This is a genomic window from Plantibacter sp. MDV22-iso1 (assembly GCF_058408345.1).
In genome coordinates this window covers 169,931-189,394 of record NZ_JBZVDY010000004.1, presented here as the reverse complement: position 1 = coordinate 189,394, position 19,464 = coordinate 169,931, and the positions used below count along the sequence as shown (strand labels likewise).

Annotated in this window: 16 protein-coding genes and 1 tRNA gene; 14 read left to right on the top strand and 3 right to left on the bottom strand. The window is 69.5% G+C overall.

Annotation, left to right across the window (positions count from 1 at the left end; all coding sequences use genetic code 11):
- Positions 1-66 precede the first annotated feature (66 nt).
- Positions 67-1,311 (top strand): D-alanyl-D-alanine carboxypeptidase family protein, encoded by a 1,245-nt coding sequence (locus AC4PMY_RS17915; protein ID WP_491623323.1) that lies wholly within the window; start codon positions 67-69, stop codon positions 1,309-1,311.
- Positions 1,312-1,350: 39 nt separating this feature from the next.
- Here AC4PMY_RS17915 and AC4PMY_RS17910 read toward each other — a convergent pair whose 3' ends face one another.
- Positions 1,351-2,160: an SGNH/GDSL hydrolase family protein gene (locus AC4PMY_RS17910; RefSeq protein WP_064296953.1), complete on the bottom strand. Its 810-nt coding sequence runs from the start codon at positions 2,158-2,160 to the stop codon at positions 1,351-1,353.
- 147 nt (positions 2,161-2,307) lie between these two features.
- Between AC4PMY_RS17910 and AC4PMY_RS17905 the strand changes: the two genes are divergently transcribed.
- The gene (locus AC4PMY_RS17905) at positions 2,308-4,125 is read left to right on the top strand and encodes a DEAD/DEAH box helicase (protein ID WP_491623322.1); all 1,818 of its coding nucleotides are present in this window, start codon (positions 2,308-2,310) and stop codon (positions 4,123-4,125) included.
- A 317-nt stretch (positions 4,126-4,442) separates the two neighbouring features.
- On the opposite strand, the gene AC4PMY_RS17900 is transcribed toward AC4PMY_RS17905, so the two are convergent.
- A tRNA-Leu gene (locus AC4PMY_RS17900) sits at positions 4,443-4,526 on the bottom strand.
- A gap of 176 nt (positions 4,527-4,702) precedes the next feature.
- Here AC4PMY_RS17900 and AC4PMY_RS17895 point away from each other — a divergent pair.
- The 3 genes from AC4PMY_RS17895 to mshC all read left to right on the top strand — a co-directional run bounded on the left by AC4PMY_RS17895 (position 4,703) and on the right by mshC (position 8,196).
- A complete protein-coding gene (locus AC4PMY_RS17895) occupies positions 4,703-6,022 on the top strand; it encodes a M20/M25/M40 family metallo-hydrolase (RefSeq protein ID WP_491623321.1) in 1,320 nt (439 codons plus the stop codon).
- 114 nt (positions 6,023-6,136) lie between these two features.
- On the top strand, positions 6,137-6,961 hold the full coding sequence (locus tag AC4PMY_RS17890; protein WP_071260226.1) for an undecaprenyl-diphosphate phosphatase: 825 nt from the start codon (positions 6,137-6,139) through the stop codon (positions 6,959-6,961).
- Entirely contained in the window at positions 6,958-8,196 is a 1,239-nt protein-coding gene (gene mshC / locus AC4PMY_RS17885) for a cysteine--1-D-myo-inosityl 2-amino-2-deoxy-alpha-D-glucopyranoside ligase (RefSeq protein WP_491623320.1), read from the top strand. The genes AC4PMY_RS17890 and mshC overlap by 4 nt, the downstream gene beginning before the upstream one ends.
- A 46-nt stretch (positions 8,197-8,242) precedes the next feature.
- Here the strand turns inward: mshC and AC4PMY_RS17880 are convergent, their stop codons facing one another.
- A complete protein-coding gene (locus tag AC4PMY_RS17880) occupies positions 8,243-9,169 on the bottom strand; it encodes a PAC2 family protein (protein WP_491623319.1) in 927 nt (308 codons plus the stop codon).
- 81 nt (positions 9,170-9,250) lie between these two features.
- Here AC4PMY_RS17880 and AC4PMY_RS17875 point away from each other — a divergent pair, with 81 nt between their 5' ends.
- The 9 genes from AC4PMY_RS17875 (at position 9,251) to lnt (ending at position 19,414) form a co-directional block, all read left to right on the top strand.
- Positions 9,251-9,955 carry an HAD family hydrolase gene (locus tag AC4PMY_RS17875; RefSeq protein WP_254773580.1) on the top strand — a complete coding sequence of 235 codons (705 nt, stop codon included), beginning with the start codon at positions 9,251-9,253 and terminating at the stop codon, positions 9,953-9,955.
- On the top strand, positions 9,952-11,016 hold the full coding sequence (locus AC4PMY_RS17870; protein ID WP_491623318.1) for a tRNA (adenine-N1)-methyltransferase: 1,065 nt from the start codon (positions 9,952-9,954) through the stop codon (positions 11,014-11,016). Before AC4PMY_RS17875 ends, AC4PMY_RS17870 begins: the two co-directional genes overlap by 4 nt.
- Before the next feature lie 71 nt (positions 11,017-11,087).
- On the top strand, positions 11,088-12,044 hold the full coding sequence (locus AC4PMY_RS17865; RefSeq protein WP_491623317.1) for an FKBP-type peptidyl-prolyl cis-trans isomerase: 957 nt from the start codon (positions 11,088-11,090) through the stop codon (positions 12,042-12,044).
- Positions 12,045-12,122: 78 nt separating this feature from the next.
- Positions 12,123-13,163 (top strand): helix-turn-helix transcriptional regulator, encoded by a 1,041-nt coding sequence (locus AC4PMY_RS17860; RefSeq protein ID WP_071260237.1) that lies wholly within the window; start codon positions 12,123-12,125, stop codon positions 13,161-13,163.
- Positions 13,156-14,166: a helix-turn-helix transcriptional regulator gene (locus AC4PMY_RS17855; protein ID WP_314139395.1), complete on the top strand. Its 1,011-nt coding sequence runs from the start codon at positions 13,156-13,158 to the stop codon at positions 14,164-14,166. Before AC4PMY_RS17860 ends, AC4PMY_RS17855 begins: the two co-directional genes overlap by 8 nt.
- A gap of 81 nt (positions 14,167-14,247) precedes the next feature.
- Positions 14,248-14,517, top strand: coding sequence for a Sec-independent protein translocase subunit TatA (gene tatA, locus AC4PMY_RS17850; protein WP_064296963.1), 270 nt, complete (start codon positions 14,248-14,250; stop codon positions 14,515-14,517).
- Positions 14,518-14,655: 138 nt separating this feature from the next.
- The gene (gene tatC, locus AC4PMY_RS17845) at positions 14,656-15,417 is read left to right on the top strand and encodes a twin-arginine translocase subunit TatC (protein WP_071260381.1); all 762 of its coding nucleotides are present in this window, start codon (positions 14,656-14,658) and stop codon (positions 15,415-15,417) included.
- Positions 15,414-17,834 (top strand): DEAD/DEAH box helicase, encoded by a 2,421-nt coding sequence (locus tag AC4PMY_RS17840; RefSeq protein WP_491623316.1) that lies wholly within the window; start codon positions 15,414-15,416, stop codon positions 17,832-17,834. The genes tatC and AC4PMY_RS17840 overlap by 4 nt, the downstream gene beginning before the upstream one ends.
- On the top strand, positions 17,831-19,414 hold the full coding sequence (gene lnt / locus AC4PMY_RS17835) for an apolipoprotein N-acyltransferase (protein ID WP_491623315.1): 1,584 nt from the start codon (positions 17,831-17,833) through the stop codon (positions 19,412-19,414). Before AC4PMY_RS17840 ends, lnt begins: the two co-directional genes overlap by 4 nt.
- Positions 19,415-19,464 lie beyond the last annotated feature (50 nt).

Genomic DNA, 19,464 nt, shown 5'->3' with positions numbered 1-19,464 from the left:
GAAGACCACCGGCACGGCGGCAGGTCGCGACAGGGGACGCGCAGGAGCGCCGGGTAGCATGACCGGGTGCCACTCACGAGACGACAGATCTATCGCCGCCGCCGTCTCGCCGTCTTCGGCGTCCTCGCCCTCCTGATCGGGCTGTTCGGGTACAGCGCAGGCGCGCTGCTCCGACCGGTCCCGGCCGCGGCTGCGACGCTCGAAGCCGGCGACGCCCTCACGACCTCGCTCGTCCAGCAGACCACACCGGTCGCCTGGCCCGGATTCGGGCGGGGCGCCCTCGGTGCCGTCGGGTTCGACGGCGTCCTGAGTTCGAGTGGCGAACAGACGCCGTTCCCCATCGCGAGCATCACCAAGACGATCACCTCCCTCGTCGTGCTGGAGGCCAAGCCGCTCGCCGCGGGCGACCAGGGGCCGCCCATCACGCTGACCGACGCCGACGTCGGGTTCTACTACGACACCATCGCGGAGAACGGTTCAGCGGCACCCGTCGTCGCCGGGTCGGTGTTCACCCAGCGGCAGATGCTCGAAGCGCTCCTCCTCCCGTCGGCGAACAACTACAGCATCTCGCTCGCCGTCTGGGCCTTCGGTTCGGTCGACGCGTACCTCGACGCGGCGCGCGCCTGGCTCGATGCACACGGGCTGACGGGCACGACCGTCACGAACACGAGCGGCCTGGGCGAGACGAACGTCAGCACCCCGAGCGACCTCGTGACCATCGGCAAGCTCGTGCTCGCCGACCCGGTGCTCTCGTCGATCGTCAAGGAGCCCACGGCGGTACTGCCCGCCATCGGCGAGGTCGAGAACACGAACGCCCTCCTCGGCCAGTACGGGGTGACCGGCATGAAGACGGGGACCGACGACGCCTCGGGCGCCTGCCTGCTGTTCTCCGCCGACCTCCAGGTGGCGGGGCGGACGGTGACCGTCGTCGGCGTCATCCTCGGTGCCGACGACCACACCGTGCTCAACGAGGCCGTGGTCTCCCTGTTGCAGAGCGTGCCGGCCGGATTCCACCAGGTCCAGCTCGCCACCGCCGGGCAATCGGTCGGCTCCTACTCGACCGCGTGGGACGAGGCGGCGAAGGTCGTCGTGGCGTCCGACGCCTCCGTGCTGGTCTGGCAGGACACCCCGATCACCGTCGAGAGCCGCGCCAGAGCCATCGAGGCGGGTGCCGCCGGTTCGACGGTCGGGAAGCTCAGCTACACCGTGGGTGCCGGCGCGGAGGGCGGTGCGGCGACGATCGACGTCCCACTGGCTCTCGACGCGGACATCGCCCCGGTCACGCCCTGGTGGCGCCTGACCAACCCGTGACCGCAGCGAACGCCGGAGTCCGGGTGATCGACCGGACGGTCAGACATCGAGTTCCTGGTCCTGGGCTGCAACCGTCAGGAAGGGTCCGGCGATCGGTCGCTTGGCGGTGATGTGGTCGCCGGACGACTGGTGCCGCACCCGGCGGAGCACCCAGGGCACGAGGTACTCCCGCGCCCAGGCGAGGTCCTCGGTCCGGGCCTGACGCCAACGCCGCACGGGCAGCGGCTCCGGCTGCAGCGGCTTGAGGTCGTTCTCCACGTTCAGCGCGTGGAGGACGAGACGGGCGACCTCGTGATGGCCGAGCGCGTTCAGATGCAGCCGGTCCGGGGCCCACATCCGCGGATCCTGGATCGCCTGGAGCGACCACTGATCGGCGATGATGCAGTCGTGTCGGGCAGCGATGGCCCGCAGGTTCTCGTTGTAGATCGCGACCTTGCCGCGGATGCTTCGGAACACGGGGGAGAAGCCGACGTCCACGCCGGTGAACAGCACGACCGTCGCTCCGTCGCTCCGAAGCCGGATGATGGCCTGCTCGAGTCGTCTGGCGATGTCATCGGGGTCGGTGCCGGGCCGGATCACGTCGTTGCCGCCCGCGGAGATCGTGATCAGGTCCGGGTGCAGCTCCAGGGCCGGCTCCACCTGGTCGTCGAGGATCTGCTGTGCGAGCTTGCCGCGCACCGCGAGGTTGGCGTAGGCGAAGTCCGAGTTCTGCGCGGCCAGCACCTCGGCGACCCGATCGGCCCACCCGCGGTGCCCGCCCGGCGCACCCGGCTCGGGATCGCCGATCCCCTCGGTGAACGAGTCGCCGATGGCGACGTACCGCGACCAGGGATGGTGCTGTTCGGTCATGGTGGTTCCTCCTGCTGTGCATCCGGAACCTCCAGCGTACGCCCGCCCCTCGGCTGGCGGATCAGTCGCGAGTCGGACATCCGGACGTCTGTCGAGGCCGCACACGATGGTCGGCGGTGTCGGTTCGGCCGGGTACAGTGGTCTCCAGTGAACGCGGAAATCTCTTCGACCCAGCACCTGGGCGGGTCCGCAGCCGAACACCTCTCACCGGCCTTCCCGGAACGCGCAGCGTGGGGCACGGCGAGCAAGCTTCGAGCCTGGCAGGCCGAGGCGCTCGAGCAGTACTTCACCACCGAACCCCGTGACTTCCTCGCGGCGGCGACACCGGGCGCAGGCAAGACGACGTTCGCGCTGCGGCTCGCCTCCGAACTCCTCCATCGCGGCACGATCGACCGCATCACGGTCGTCGCACCGACCGACCACCTGAAGCGTCAGTGGGCCGAGGCCGCGAGCCGGGTCGGCATCCGCCTCGACCCGAACTTCGCGAACCGCGACCAGGTCTTCGGCCGCCACTACCACGGCGTCGCCGTCACCTATGCCCAGGTGGCGGCGAACCCGCCCGTCCATCAGCGCACGACCGATTCGGGTCGCACCCTCGTCATCCTCGACGAGGTCCACCACGGCGGCGACGCCTTGAGCTGGGGCGACGGCATCCACGAGGCGTTCTCGCGGGCGACCCGCCGGCTGTCCCTGACCGGGACCCCGTTCCGGTCAGACACGGCGCCGATCCCGTTCGTGGTCTACCAGCCTGATCGCCAGGGCATCCGGACCTCCGTCACCGACTACAACTACGGATACGGTCGCGCGCTCCAGGACGGGGTCGTCCGTCCGGTGCTCTTCATGGTCTACGCCGGCCACATGCGCTGGCGGACCAAGGCCGGCGACGAGATGGAGGCCCGCCTCGGCGAGGGCAACACGAAGGACATCACCTCCGCTGCCTGGCGGACCGCACTCGACCCGCAGGGCGACTGGATCCCAGCGGTCCTGAAGTCCGCCGACCTCCGGCTGTCCGAGGTCCGTCAGGCGGTCCCGGACGCCGGCGGACTCGTGATCGCCACCGACCAGACGACCGCGCGCGCCTACGCGGCCATCTTGCACGAGCTGACGGGGGAGCAGCCCACCGTCGTCCTCTCCGACGAGAAGGAGGCCAGCGACCGGATCGCCGACTTCTCGGGGAACACCAAGCGCTGGATGGTCGCGGTCCGCATGGTGTCGGAAGGCGTGGACGTCCCACGACTCGCCGTCGGCGTCTACGCGACGTCGTCCGCCACGCCACTGTTCTTCGCGCAGGCGATCGGGCGATTCGTCCGGGCCAGACGACGCGGCGAGATCGCGAGCATCTTCCTCCCGAACGTGCCGAACCTGATGGCCCTCGCGGAGAAACTCGAGCTCGAACGCGATCACGCACTCGACCGCCCGAGCGACCCGGACGCGGAGGGCGACCTCTTCAATCCGGAGGACGCGATGATGGCGGCCGCGGAGCGCGAGGACAAGGCTTCCGATTCACTCCTCGAGGAGTTCACCTGGCAGGCCGTCTCCTCGGACGCGCACTTCGACCGGGTCGTGTTCGACGGCGACGAGTTCGGCGAGCTCGCCCAGCCCGGCACCGAGGAGGAGTTCGACTTCATCGGGTTCCCCGGGCTCCTCGAACCTGAACAGGTGCACGAGTTGCTCGTGCAACGCCAGAGCCGGCAGGCCAAGCGCGGGGCGTTCGTCGACAAGAACGCAGCCTCGCCGAGTCCGCAGGCGGACATCCCCGCTCCGCTCTACCGCACGCTCAAGGAACAGCGCCAGGTGCTCAACACCCTGGTCGGTCTCTACGCGAAGCACACGAAGGAGCCGCACGGACTCGTGCACGCCGAACTGCGACGCGTCTGCGGCGGACCCGCGGTGGCACAGGCGAGCGTGACCCAGCTACAGGCCCGCATCGATCTGCTCCGTCGGCGCCTCGGCCACGGGCACTGAGGACGGCACCGCTCCTCACGCGCGTCCTCCTGCCCTTCGACAGGCTCAGGGACCGGCGTGTTCCGGGCGGGACTCTCCCGGTCACTGAGCTTGTCGAAGTGCCCACCAGGGACCACCAGCTCGGTCGACCCTTCGACAGGCTCAGGGTCCGGCGGAGGAGGCCCGGTACCGGCGGAGCAGGGTCCAGGACCGGCGAAGGTGTGCGGGATCTCGCTCGAAGCGACGATGATCTCGGGTGTCGGCGTGTCGTGGAGTGCGGCGGGAAAACAAGAACGGCCGGAGCTTTCGCTCCGGCCGTTCGCCGTCTCAACACGGTGTGCGCGAAGGGGGACTTGAACCCCCACGCCCGTAAGGGCACTAGCACCTCAAGCTAGCGCGTCTGCCATTTCCGCCACCCGCGCGTGTTGTGATCGTGTCCGGCTTTCGCTGGGCACGAGAAGAAACTCTAGCACGGATTTCGACAGCCGTTCACCACCTCGTACCGCCGGAGGATCTGCTCGACGCCCTCCGGCCGTGCGGCGGCCGCGCAGAACGGGGGAGAGGTGCAGCGGTCAGGGCCGACGGGTACCGTGGAGCCATGACCTCCGGCTCAGACGCATCCGACCTCACACTCGACGAGACCACGCGGATCGCGCAGGACCTCATCCGCATGGACACGACGAACTACGGCGAGGGCCGCTCCAACGGCGAGACGGAGGCCGCCGAATACGTCGAGGCGTACCTCCGCGACCTCGGTCTGGAGCCGGAGCTGATCGACGCCGCTCCGGGCCGGACCAGCGTGGTCGCACGGGTCGCCGGCGCGAACCCCGAGAAGCCGGCGCTCGTCGTGCACGGGCACCTCGACGTGGTGCCCGCCGATCCTGCGAACTGGTCGGTGGACCCCTTCGGCGGCGAGATCAAGGACGGCCTGCTGTGGGGACGCGGGGCCGTCGACATGAAGAACATGGACGCGATGATCCTCGCGTCACTCCGCGAGATCCTCGGCAGCGGCCGTCGGCCGGAACGCGACCTCGTGATCGCGATGTTCTCGGACGAGGAGAACGGCGGCGTGTTCGGCTCCCACCACCTCGTGACCGAACGACCGGAGCTCTTCGCCGGCGCGACCGAGGCGATCAGCGAGGTCGGCGGGTACTCGATCACCTTCGGCGGACGCCGCTCCTACCTCCTCCAGACCTCGGAGAAGGCCCTCGTCTGGATCAAACTGGTCGCGACCGGACGGGCGGCCCACGGATCCCGCTACGTGCAGGACAACGCCGTCACCCGCCTCGCGGAAGCGGTGGCGGCCATCGGACGCACCGAGTGGCCCGTCCGACTCACCGACACCACCGAGCAGCTGCTCCGTGAGATCGCCTCCATCCTGGGCACCACGCCCGAACGGCTCGGCCCGGACGAGCTCGCCCTCGCGACGGGTACGGCCTCCGGCTTCATCCAGGCCTCGCTCCGCACGACGAGCAACCCGACCCTGCTGCAGGCCGGATACAAGCACAACGTGATCCCCGATCGCGCCGAGGCGCTCGTCGACATCCGCACCCTGCCCGGCGAGGAGGACGCCGTGCTCGCGCGCGTCGCGGAGATCGTCGGTGAGGACATCGAGATTGTCGTCATGCACCGCGACATCGGCCTCGAGACACCGTTCTCGGGTCCGCTCGTCGACGCGGTCGTCGAGACCCTCGGGCGCCATGACCCCGGCGCCCCGGTGCTCCCGTACATGCTCTCCGGCGGTACCGACAACAAGGCGCTCTCGCTCCTCGGCATCACCGGGTACGGCTTCGCTCCGCTGCGCCTGCCGGAACACCTGGACTTCCCCGCGATGTTCCACGGAGTCGACGAGCGCGTGCCGCTCGACGCGCTAGGGTTTGGCAAGCAGGTCCTCACGGACCTCCTCCTCGACTACTGACTTCCCACGGTCCGTCTCCGCGCCCTCCGAGCCGCGAGACGCTCCAGGAGCCGCCCCGCCGACGACTGCCGGATCCGGCCGAACACCAGCCATCCGGCTGCAGAAAGGTGCCCTGTGGACCTCATCAACGCCATCATCCTCGGACTCGTCCAGGGACTCACCGAGTTCCTCCCGATCTCGTCGAGCGCACACCTGCGCATCCTCGGCGAGTTCCTCCCCGGAGCGAAGGACCCTGGCGCGGCGTTCACGGCGATCACCCAGATCGGTACCGAGGCCGCCGTCGTGGTGTTCTTCTGGCGCGACATCGTCCGCATCATCTCGTCCTGGTGCAAAGCCCTCGTCGGCAAGATCCCGAGGGATGACGCCGACGCCCGCATGGGGTGGCTGATCATCATCGGCAGCCTCCCCATCGTCGTGCTCGGCCTGTTGTTCCAGGACGAGATCGAGACGACCTTCCGGTCGCTGTGGATCGTCGCGATCATGCTCATCGTGTTCGGCATCCTGCTCGGTGTCGCCGACGCGGTCGGTGCGAAGAAGCGACGCCTGAAGAGCCTGACCTACCGCGACGGCGCGATCTTCGGAGGCGCCCAGGCCCTCGCTCTCATCCCCGGCGTCTCCCGCTCCGGCGGCACGATCACCGCCGGACTGTTCATGGGCTACGAGCGCCGTGCTGCGGCGCGGTACGCCTTCCTGCTCGCGATCCCCGCGGTGTTCGGCAGCGGCTTCTACCAGGTCTTCAAGAGCATCGGCGAGCCGAGCCCGTACGGACCGGTCGAGACGCTCGTCGCCACCGTCATCGCGTTCGTCGTCGGCCTCGCGGTCATCGCCTTCTTCATGAGTTACATCTCGAAGCGCAGCTTCCTGCCCTTCGTCGTCTACCGCATCGTGCTCGGCGTCGTCCTGCTGGTGCTGCTCGGCACGGGCGTGATCAACGCGTGAGGGCCTGGTCCGCCCCGGTCGTCCCGAAGCTGCCCGGCTCCGGCGCGGCCCCGTGTCTCTGGGACACCCCGAGCGCCGGGCTCATCGAAGCCTCCGCCGAACGCACGGCGCGGTTGTACGTCTGCGGCATCACGCCATACGACGCGACCCACCTCGGCCACGCGTCGAGCTACCTCGCCTACGACACCCTGCAGCGCGTCTGGCTGGACGCCGGCTACGAGGTGCACTACGCCCAGAACGTCACCGATGTGGACGACCCGCTGCTCGAGCGGGCCACCGCGACCGGCGTCGACTGGGTCGAACTCGCAGCGAGCCAGGTCGAACTCTTCCGGAGCGACATGGAACGCCTCAGCATCCTCCCACCCGAAGACTACGTCGCGGTCACCGAGGTCATCGGGCCGATCGCCGACGCCGTCGCGCTGCTCGTCGAACGCGGCGTCGCCTACTCGGTCGACACCCCGGACAGTGCCGCCGGAGACGACGTCTACTTCGACGTGCGCGCCGCGGCCGACGACGTCTGGCACCTCGGCGCGGAGAGTGGGCTCGACGAGGCCACGATGGCCGCGTTCTTCGCCGAGCGCGGGGGAGACCCCGACCGCGCCGGGAAACGCGACGCCTTCGATCCACTGCTCTGGCGGGCGGCGCGCGACGGCGAGCCGAGCTGGGAGTCGCCCGTCGGCCGAGGGCGTCCCGGTTGGCACATCGAGTGCTCGGTCATCGCCCTCCAGCATCTCGGATCGGACTTCACGGTCCAGGGCGGCGGCTCCGACCTCGTCTTCCCACACCACGATCTGAGTGCCGGGCACGCCGCAGCACTGTCCGGCCGCCCGCTCGCCAAGGTGTTCAGCCACGCCGGCATGGTCGCCTACGAGGGCACGAAGATGTCCAAGTCCCTCGGCAACCTCGTCCTCGTGTCACGCCTGGCCGCCGACGGAGCAGACCCCTCGGCCATCCGACTCGCGATCCTCGCGAACCACTACCGCAGCGACTGGGAGTGGCACGACGAGCACCTCGTCCTGGCCGATCGCCGGCTCAGGACCTGGCGTTCGGCCTTCGCGACGGATGCCGCGAGTGGAGCGTCCGCCGTCGAGCTGCTGCAGGCGATGCGTGTCCGACTGGCGGACGACCTCGACACCCCGGGTGCCATCGCGCTCGTCGACGCCGCAGCGACGACCGGCGTCGACGACGCCGACCTCGCGCGGTCGGCTGTCGACGCGCTCCTCGGCGTGCGCTGAGCAGGACGGCGACTCACCGGAGTCACCCCACCGCGATGGGACCGGGCTACTCGCGGTCCTTCCGCCAGGGCTCGTCGCCCTTACCCTCGTCCCGACGGAGGTACCGCTCGAACTCCTTGGCGATGGCCTCGCCGCTCGCCTCGGGCGACTCGACGGTGTCGCGCGCCTGCTCCAGCTGCTGGATGTAGGCGGCCATGTCCTCGTCTTCGGCGGCGAGCGTGTCGATCCCGCTCTGCCACTCACCGGACTCCTCGACGAGGGCTCCGCGGGGGATGACGACGTCGATGAGTTCCTCGAGCTTGTCGATCAGCGCCAACACGGCTTTCGGGGAGGGCGCGCTGTGCACGTAGTGGGGGACCGAGGCCCAGACCGACAGACTCTGGACGCCCTGCCGCTCGGCGGCGTCGGCCAGCACGCTGAGGATGCCGACCGGTCCTTCGTAGGTGCTGCGTTCGAGCTGCAGCGCCTGCCGCAGCTCAGCGTTCTCGCTCGAGGCGAAGACCGAGATCGGTCGCGTGTGCGGGACGTCGGCGAGCATCGCACCGAGCATCACCATGCCGGTGATGCGCTGCTCGGAGATCACGGCGAGGATCTCGTCGACGAACGCCTTCCATCCGCGCGACGGCTCGGCACCGAGCAGCACGTAGACGTTGTCACCGCCGCCCTCGCTGACGCGGAGCGCGGCGTCCTCCGCCAAGGGGGTCGCGGGCTTCGCCGCCTCGGGGTCGGGCCCCGAGATCGTGGTACCGGGCCAGGTCAGGGACCGTTTGCCGTCCTCGTCGACGCCGACCGTCGGCCGGTTGAACTGGTAGTCGTAGTAGGGCTCCGGGTCGATCTCGAGCAGCGGGCGGAGGGCGAGCGAGTCGCGAAGCACGCGCACCGCGCCGCTCGCCGCCTCGCCGGCGTCGTTCCAACCCTCGAACGCCACGACGAGCAGGCGACCGCCCAGCGGCTCCTTGGTGTCTTCCGTCACGTCTCACTCCTCGGTGCACGGGGACCTTCCGCGACCATCCATCCAGGATAGGCGCTTCAGCACCCGGTAGCATGGCACCCCGTGACCACTCTCCTCCCTGCCGCAGTCCTCTGGGACATGGACGGCACCGTCGTCGACACCGAGCCCTACTGGATGGAGGCCGAGACCGAGCTGGTCGCGGCCCACGGCGGCACCTGGACCCATGAGGACGGCCTCCTGCTCGTCGGGAACGGCCTCTGGGACTCTGCCGCCGTCCTCCAGGGCCGCGGCGTCGCGCTGGACGCGGACACGATCGTCACCCATCTCACGGACCACGTCCGGCGCCTCATCCAGGAACGCGGCGTCCCGTTCCGTCCCGGTGCCCAGGAGCTGCTCCACGAGCTCCGGGAGGCCGGCGTGCCGACCGCGCTGGTCACCATGTCGATCCGGTCCATGGCCGAGGACATCGCAGGCGGCATCCCGTTCGACGCGTTCGACCTCATCGTCGCCGGCGACGAGGTCGAGCAGCCCAAGCCCCATCCTGACCCCTACCTCAGGGCCGCAGCGGCACTCGGCGTCGACCCGCGCGAGTGCATCGCGATCGAGGACTCCGCCACCGGTCTCGCGTCCGCGCTCGCGGCGGGGACCATCGCCGTGTCCGTCCCGCACATCGTGCCGATCCCTGAGGGCCCGCACCACACCACCTGGGACACCCTCGCCGGGCGCTCCGTCGCCGACCTCGCCGAGCTTCGCTCGGCCGCGAGCGGCACCACCCACCACCCCGAGACAGAGGCAGCACAGCGATGAGCGCGAACCACCAGCCGGCGAACAGCGGCCCCTTCCGCGAGGGCGACCGCGTGCAGCTGACCGGACCGAAGGGGCGGAAGAACACCATCACGCTGGAGGCCGGCAAGGTCTTCCACACGCACCGCGGGATGATCGAGCACACCTCGATCATCGGCCTGCCGGACGGCAGCGTCGTCGCCAACACCGAGGGCATCGAGCACCTCGCGCTCCGGCCGCTGCTGGTCGACTTCGTGATGTCGATGCCTCGCGGTGCCGCCATCATCTACCCGAAGGACGCGGCCGAGATCATCGGACAGGCGGACATCTTCCCCGGCGCGACGGTCGTCGAGGCCGGTGTCGGTTCCGGCGCGCTCTCCCTCTGGCTCCTCCGGGCCATCGGGCCGTCTGGCAGACTGGCCTCCTTCGAGCGTCGGGACGAGTTCGCCGACGTCGCGCGAGGCAACGTCGCGACCTTCTTCGGTTACGACCCGCAGAACTGGTCGGTCACGGTCGGCGACCTCCAGGAGACCCTGCCCGAGACGATGCCCGCCGAGTCCGTCGACCGCGTGGTGCTCGACATGCTCGCACCGTGGGAGTGCCTCGACGCCGCGTGGGAGGCGCTGAAGCCCGGCGGAGTGATCCTCTGCTACGTCGCCACGGTCACCCAGCTGTCGCGCGTCGCCGAGGCGATCCGAGGGACGGGCGGCTTCACGAACCCGCAGTCGAACGAGACGATGATGCGCGGGTGGCACGTCGAGGGGCTCGCCGTCCGACCGGACCACCGGATGATCGGGCACACGGGCTTCCTCATCACCGCACGGAAGCTCGCGCCCGGCACGGTCCTGCCCGAGCTCAAGCGACGCGCCTCGAAGAGCGACTTCAGTGCCGAGGACGTCGAGCTGTGGACGCCGGGCGCCCTCGGGGAACGCTCCGCGAGCGCGAAGATCCTGCGGAAGCGCGCGAGGAGCGCCGGGGCGAGTGCCGAGCTGTCCCGTGCGCGGGGCCTCGACGGCGACAGCGCTGGGGCCGACGGGTCGATCGAACCGTCCGCCGATGAGTCACCTCTCGGCGACGATCGTTGACCCGGGTTCACGTCGACTAAACTGTGCGACGGCGACCTGCCGTCCCACCCGTACCACCGAAACGAGGATCCGTGCGCACTGCACCAGCTCTCATCGCCGCAGCAGGCCTCCTGCTCGTCTCCCTCACCGGGTGCACCGCGCCGGGCTCGGCCTCCTGCGACACCGCGGCGTCCGCCGGCGACGCGACGAAGCTCATCAGCGTGTCGGGTGACTTCGGATCCACCCCGAAGGTGGAGCTCCCGACGCCGCTGTACACGAAGACGACGGAGCGCCAGGTCGTCATCCAGGGCGACGGTCGGCAGGTCTCGGCCGAAGGCACCGTCAACCTCAACCTGATGCTCCTCAACGGACGCACTGGCGACGTCCTGCAGCAGACGGACTTCAACGGGCCCGCGAGCACCCTCATCGCCCTGTCCGGAAGCCTCCCCGGCTTCGCGAAGGCGTTCGCCTGCACGACGGTCGGATCCCGTGTCGTCGCGGCGATCTCACCCGAGGACGCCTTCGGCCCGAGCGGTGGCAGCGAGGCGAACGGCATCAAGAAGGACGACGCGATCATCCTCGTCGCCGACATCCAGGGTGCGGCGCTGCCCAAGGCCGACGGCGCCGAGCGCCCGATCCCGTCGGGGTTCCCGTCCGTCGTGACCGCTCCGAGCGGCCAGCCCGGTATCACCATCCCGGCGGCCCCCGCCCCGACCGAGACGAAGCACACCCTGTCCCGCGTCGGCGACGGTGCCACGGTCAAGGCCGGCGACCAGGTCATCGTCAACTACACCGGTGTGCTGTGGGATCAGAAGAGCGTCTTCGACAGCAGCTGGGAGAAGGGTCAGCCCCTCGTCTTCCAGGCCGACGGCGGTCAGATGATCAAGGCCTTCAACGACGCGGTCGTCGGCCAGCAGGTCGGCTCGCAGATCATCCTCGTGGTGGCGCCGAAGGACGGCTACGGCGAGCAGGGGTCGGGCAGCGTCCCGGCCGGCGCGACGCTCGTGTTCGTCATCGACGTGCTCGGCACCCAGCGCGCGGCACAGTAACCGACACGCCTCGGAGACGGCCCGTCCAACGCCCGCGTCGCGGGTGGGGGACGGGCCGTCCGTCGGTAGACTGGACCGGTGTCCTCAGCCAGCGAGTCCCCGAAGCCGGTCCCGGTGGAGGAGCGACTCTTCAGCCTCGTGCTCGCGCTCCTCGCCACGCAGACCGGCCTGACGAAGAACGAGATCCTGTCGACCGTCCAGGGGTACCGCCAGCAGTATTCGAGTGGCGGCGGCAACGCCAGCCTCGAGCGACAGTTCGAGCGCGACAAGGACAACATCCGCGAACTCGGCGTCCCGCTCGAGACGATCGAACAGCCGGGTGAACCCGGCAACAACCAGTCGATGCGCTATCGGATCCCGAAGGGCGCCTACGAGCTTCCCACCGACGTCCGGTTCACCCCGGCGGAGCTGTCACTGCTGTCGCTCGCCGCCACGGTGTGGCGTGAGGGGTCGCTCTCCGGCCAGTCGCAGCGCGCGATGACGAAGTTGCGGTCGCTCGGCATCGAGCCCGACGAACCGATCATCGGATACGCGCCGAGACTCCGCACCCGGGAGGCCTCGTTCGAACCGCTCGACGCGGCGCTCGAACGTCGGTCCGTGGTCGCCTTCCCCTACCTGAAGCCCGGCGAGGCGCGGCCACGCGTCCGCACCGTCGCACCGTTGGCGCTCGTCCAGCACGAGGGTCGTTGGCACCTCTACGCCACCGACCGGACGGTGGACGAGCCCCGGACGTTCCTCCTGTCGCGGATCGTCGGTCCGGTCAAGCCGACGGGGGAGTCGTTCCCCGCCGAGGACCGCGACCACGCCGCCGACGCGATCGACGGCCTGCGCCGCGTGTCCTCGTCGCAGCGTGCCCTCGTCCGTGTCCGGCCCGGGACCGACGCCGCGGCCCGCCTCGGCAACCGCTACGGCGTCAGCGACACGGAGCGCACGGAACTCACCATCCCGTACCTCGACCACCACATCCTCGCCGACGAGCTCGCCGGCTTCGGCCCGGAGGTCGTCGTCCTCGACCCTCCGGCACTCGTCGAGGCCGTGGCGTCCAGACTCGAGCTGGTCGTCGCCCGCCACCGCGCGACCGACGACGCACCCCACCCCGAGGAGACCGCCCGTGGCTAAGCGACCGGCGGCGCCCCGCGCCCAGGACAAGCTGATCTTCCTCCTCTCGCTCGTGCCGTACCTCATCGACCGTGAGCGGGTCACGGTCGACGAGGCCGCGCGGCATTTCGGCCTGTCCCCGCGCCAGATCCGCGAAGCGGTCGAGCTCTTGACGGTGTCCGGCGTGCCGGGCGACACCCGGCAGTACCTCGCCGGCGACCTCTTCGACATCGACTGGGGCAGCTTCGAGGAGGACGACGAGATCGTCCTCACCCACCGGGTCGCGCTCGACGACAGTCCTCGCTTCTCAGCCCGCGAGGCCTCGGCCCTCATCGCCGGTCTGCAGTCGCTTCAGCGCCTCCCCGAGTTCGTCGACAGCGACGTCATCGGGGGCGTGATGGCGAAACTCGCCCGCGGGGCGTCGTCGGCTCCTGGCCAGCTCGCGGTCACCGAGTCCTACTCCGCGCACGCGGTGGGCATCATCCGGTCGGCCCTGGCCGCCGGCCACAGCGTCGCGTTCGACTACGTCGACGCGAGCGGGGCGACCGAGGCGAGACTGGTGGACCCACTGCGTCTCGAATCCCAGGACCAGGACTGGTACCTCTACGGGTGGTGCCACCTGCGCGAGGCGACGCGTCGCTTCCGCCTCGATCGGATGACCGAGCTGCGCGAGACCGATGCCGAGGTCGTGTTCCGAGAAGCGGACGTCGTCGTCCCGACCGCGTTGTTCGAGCCGAGCGACTCCGACCGCAACGTCACCGTGCTCGTCCGACGCTCGGTCCTCCCGCTCATCGACGACTACGTGGTCGCCGTCGACAGCGCGCCAGGCGGCTCCGCAGCCCGCGAGGACGCCGATGTCGAGGTGACCGCGACCCTGCGCCTGGCGCACCATCACGGCCTCAAACGACTGGTCGCCGCGCACCCCGGGCTCATCACGGTGCTCGGGCCGGCGGATGCCCGCGACGCGGTCGCCGATTGGGCGGCCGCCGGTCTCGCGCAGTACCGCACGACATCCGGGAGCTGACTCCCGAGACTCCCGGCGGTCGAACGGGAGATGCAGGGTAGAGTGAGTGGACCTCGACCTCGAAGATCAGGAACGAAGACTATGTTCGGCAATGCATTCACCGGGTGGCACCTCGTCATCATCCTCCTCATCGTCCTGCTGCTGTTCGGAGCACCGAAGCTCCCGGGTCTCGCCCGCAGCGTCGGTCAGTCGATGCGGATCTTCAAGAGCGAGGTCAAGAGCATGCGCGACGACGAGCCCGCCTCGCCCGACGCGACGGGCACGGTTCCGCCCGCGAGTGCGGCACCCGCCGACCAGACCCCGGCCGCGACGGCCCCGCAGAAGCCGACCGACCCGCCGGTCAAGCCGTAACCCTGAGGACCACCCGAGCCCGATGACGCCAGCACCTGGCCCCCGACGAGTGCGCCTCGAACACGCTGCTCAGGAACGGACGATGTCGCCGTGGCCCTGACCGAGAAGCGTCCCAAGAAACAGAACCGCGAAGGGCGGATGTCGCTCGGCGAGCACCTCGTCGAGTTGCGGAAGCGTCTGTTCTACTCCGCCATCGGCATCATCGTCGGCATGGTCGCGGGCTTCATCGCCTCCGAGTGGATCATCGAGGCGATGAGTGCCCCCATCCTCGTCATCGCCGACGATCGCGGGCAGGCGTTCCTGAACTTCACCAACGTCACGAGCGCGTTCGACCTGCGGATGAAGATCGCCCTCACCGCCGGCGTCGTCCTGTCCAGCCCGGTATGGCTCTACCAGATCTGGGCCTTCCTCGTGCCCGGCCTGACGCGCAAGGAGCTGAAATACGCGATCGGGTTCTTCGCGACCGCGGTGCCGTTGTTCCTGGCGGGCTGCTACGCGGGCTGGTTCGTGTTGCCGCACATCGTCGAGCTCATGCTCGGCTTCACCCCGACGGCGGCGGCCAACTTCCTCGACGCCACCACCTATTACGACTTCGTCCTGAAGCTGGTGCTCGCGGTCGGTGTCGCCTTCGTGCTGCCCGTGTTCCTCGTCCTGTTGAACTTCGTCGGTGTGCTCTCCGCAGCGGCGATCATCAAGGCGTGGCGGGTCGCGATCCTCGTCATCGTGCTCTTCACGGCCATCGCCACGCCCGCCGCCGACATCGTGTCGATGTTCGTCCTCGCGATCCCGATGGTCCTGTTGTACTTCGCGGCGTACGGCGTCGCCGTCCTCCACGACCGCAGTGCGGCCAAGCGGCAGCGACGCATCGACGCCGAACTCGGTAGCGCGGGGCTCGCATGAGCGACACCGCTTCGCCTGCCGAGCGGTATCGGGCAGCGGCGGTCCGGAACGCGACACCGAGGCTCCAGGAGTTCCGCGCGAGGCAGCGTTTCGACCTCGACGCGTTCCAACTCGAGGCGTGCGAGCGGATCGAGAACGGCAGCAGCGTCCTCGTCGCCGCACCGACGGGGGCCGGTAAGACCATCGTCGCCGAGTTCGCGATCGCCCTCGCCATGCACGGCGACCGCGGCAAGGTCTTCTACACCACGCCGATGAAGGCGCTCAGCAACCAGAAGTTCCAGGAACTCACCGCCGAGTACGGGTCCGAGCACGTCGGCCTGCTCACGGGCGACACGAACGTGAACGGCAACGCCCGCATCGTCGTCATGACGACCGAGGTCCTCCGCAACATGCTGTACGCGGACTCCGACGCGCTGACCGATCTCGCCTTCGTCATCATGGACGAGGTGCACTACCTGGCGGACCGGTTCCGCGGAGCGGTGTGGGAGGAGGTCATCATCCACCTCCCGCAGGCCGTCCGGATGGTGTCGCTGAGCGCGACCGTGTCGAACGCCGAGGAGTTCGGCGACTGGCTGCAGGCCGTCCGCGGTGACACCGCCGTGATCGTGTCCGAGGATCGCCCGGTGCCGCTCACCCAGCACGTGCTGATGCGGAACAAGCTCATCGACCTGTTCGCCGCGCCGAGCCTCGCCGACACCCACCAGGTCAACCCGGAGCTCGTCCGTATGGCGCAGTTCGGTGGCCGTGCACCGAACAGTCGTCAGTACAAGGACATCAGCCGCTACAACCAGCGCCGAGCCCCGCATCGGGCCGAGAAGCTCGACCGCGGGCATTTCGTCCAGATGCTCGACGACCATCTCCTGCTCCCGGCGATCTTCTTCGTCTTCAGCCGCGTCGGGTGCGACCAGGCGGTGAAGCAGGTCCTCCGTTCCGGCATCAGGCTGACCGAGGCGCACGAACGCGACGAGATCCGTCAGATCGTCGACGAGCACTGTCGGACCCTGCTCGACGAGGACCTCGCCGTCCTCGGCTACTGGGAGTGGCTCGACGGTCTGGAGCGGGGCGTCGCCGCCCACCACGCCGGTCTCCTGCCGGCGTTCAAGGAAGTCGTCGAGGAGCTCTTCCGGCGGAAGCTCGTGAAGGTCGTCTTCGCGACCGAGACCCTCGCGCTCGGCATCAACATGCCGGCCAGGACGGTCGTCCTCGAGAAGCTCGAGAAGTTCAACGGTGAGGCACGCGTCCCGATCACCCCGGGGGAGTACACCCAGATCACCGGGCGCGCCGGACGCCGTGGCATCGACGTCGAGGGCCACGCCGTGATCCAGTGGACCGAGGGGCTGCACCCGCAGTCCGTCGCCTCGCTCGCCTCGCGGCGCACCTACCCGCTCAACTCCAGCTTCCGCCCGACCTACAACATGGCGGTCAACCTGATCGACCAGTTCGGCCGTCAACGCACCCGGCAGATCCTCGAGTCGTCCTTCGCACAGTTCCAGGCGGACCGGGCCGTCGTCGGGATCGCCCGGAAGGTGCGCGAGCAGGAGTCCTCGCTCGTCGGCTACGAGAAGTCCATGTCGTGCCACCTCGGGAACTTCGTCGAGTACGCGGGAATCCGGCGCGAGCTCACGGACCTCGAACGCAAGGGCGAGCCGAACGGCTCGCGCGCGTCGAAGGACCGGCGCCAACGCAAGCTCGCCGAACTCCGCAAGCGCATGCGGGCTCACGCCTGCCACGTCTGCCCGCACCGCGAGGACCACGCTCGCTGGGCGGAACGATGGTTCAAGCTCAAGAAGCAGACCGACCAGCTGCGACAGCAGATCCAGACGCGGACGGGCGCGGTCGCGCGCGTGTTCGACCGGGTCGTCGACGTGCTGCTCGAGTACGAGTACCTGGCACGCGACGAGCACGGCGCGGTCGTCGTCGCGGCTCCCGGACGCACCTTGAAGCGCATCTACGGAGAACGGGACCTCCTCGTGGCGGAATGCCTGCGGACCGGTGCGTGGAACGACCTCGACGCCGCATCCCTCGCCGCTATGGCCGCCGCGATCGTGTACGAACCACGGCGCGAGGAGCAGAACACCCCGGAACGCTTCCTGCCCCGCGGCCCGTTCCGGTCCGCACTCGAACGGACGCAGGACCTCTGGAGTCGGCTCGACGACAGCGAACGGGAGCACCGCCTCCCGGGGAGCAACCCGATCTCGACCGGCCTCTCACTCGCCATGCACCAGTGGGCCAAGGGCGCGAACCTCGACACGGTGCTCATCGAGGCGGAACTCGCCGCCGGGGACTTCGTGCGGTGGTGCAAGCAGACCATCGACCTGCTCGATCAGCTCCGCGTCGTCGACGGACCGGTGGGCCGTCATTCGCGCGAGGCGCTCGACTCGATCCGACGCGGCATCGTCGCGTACAGCTCGCTGTGAGGTCCCCGCACCGTCGGAGCCGCCGGCTCCGACCGATCGACGCGCTGGTCGATCGTCGTCCACCGCTCCCGCTCTGGCTCGCGGCCGTCGTGGCCATCGCCGCCGGGCCGGTCCTCGACGCCGGCTTCCCGGACCGCGGGGTCTGGCCCCTGACGTTCGTCGGCATCGCCCTCGTCCTCCTCACCCTCCTGGGACGCAGCGTCGGCGGTGCGCTCCTCATTGGCTTCCTGGCGGGAGAGTCGTTCTACCTGATCCACATCGAGTGGGCGACCGCCTACCTGGGTCCCGTCCCCTGGGCGGCACTGTCGACACTCGAGGCCATCTTCTTCGCGCTCGGAGCCGTGCTCATCACCCTGGCGTACCGCTGGGTACCGCGCGCCTTCCCAGGGGTCGGGGGACGGGTCTGGTTGACCGCCGCGGCGGTCGCCGCCCTGTGGACCGCGCGCGAGACGCTCGTGAGCACCTGGCCCTACGGCGGATTCCCGTGGGCGAGGATGGCGCTCAGCCAGTCCGAGAGTCCGTTCGCCCCGCTCGTCGCCTGGGTCGGGTTCTCGGGGCTGTCGTTCCTCATGGTGCTGCTCGTGGCACTCGCCCTGCAGCTCGCCGCGACCGCGGAGCTCCCGACGGTCAGCCGGGTCGGGACTGCGGTCCTCGCGGTCCTCGCGGTGCTCGTGGTGCCGGCATGGCCGACGGCGACGACCGGGAGCATGCGGGTGGCTGCCATCCAGGGCAACGGCCCCGCCGGCTACTTCGACGCCGCAGCACCCGGCACCGTCATGCAGACCCAGATCGACGAGACGCTGCAGGTGCTCGATGCGGACGTCGACGTCGTGGTCTGGCCCGAGGGCAGCGCAGACCTCGACCCGCAGCGGGTTCCCCAATCGGCTGCAGCCCTCGACGCGTTGAGCCGCCGCATGGACGCACCGTTCGTCGTCGGTGCGATCTCTCAGCGCGGCGATCGCTACTACAACTCGTCGCTCCTCTGGGACGCCTCGGACGGCGTCCGCGACGTCTACGACAAGAAGCACCCGGTCCCGTTCGGCGAATACGTCCCGGACCGGAAGTTCTGGGAGCCGTTCGCACCCGACCTCATCGGCCTCATCCAGCGCGAGTACACCCCGGGTACGAAGGACAACGTCTTCGACATCGACGGGGTGCTCGCAGGGATCAGCATCTGCTTCGACATCGCCGACGACCGGCTCACCCGAGACGCGGTGGCGGGTGGCGCGCGCATCGTGTTCGCCCAGACCAACAACGCGGACTTCGGGCAGACGGACGAGAATCAACAGCAGCTGGCCATCGCTCGACTCCGGGCGATCGAGTCGGCACGATCGGTCGTGAACATCTCGACCGTGGGGACCAGTCAGATCATCGGCCCAGACGGATCGACGATCGACAGCATCCCGGCCTTCCGCCCCGGATCGATGGTCTCCGAGGTGCCGCTCGCGGACACGGTCACGCCGTCGATGGCCTTCGGTCACCAGCTCGAGATGTTCATCGGTGGCATGGGACTCGCCTCGCTGGTCCTCGCCGGGTTCGCCGCCAGGCCTCGGCGCATCTCGAACCGTCCCCGGACATGACGATCGGCTGATCCGATATCGGATCAGCCGATCGAGGGGAGGCCTGTCAG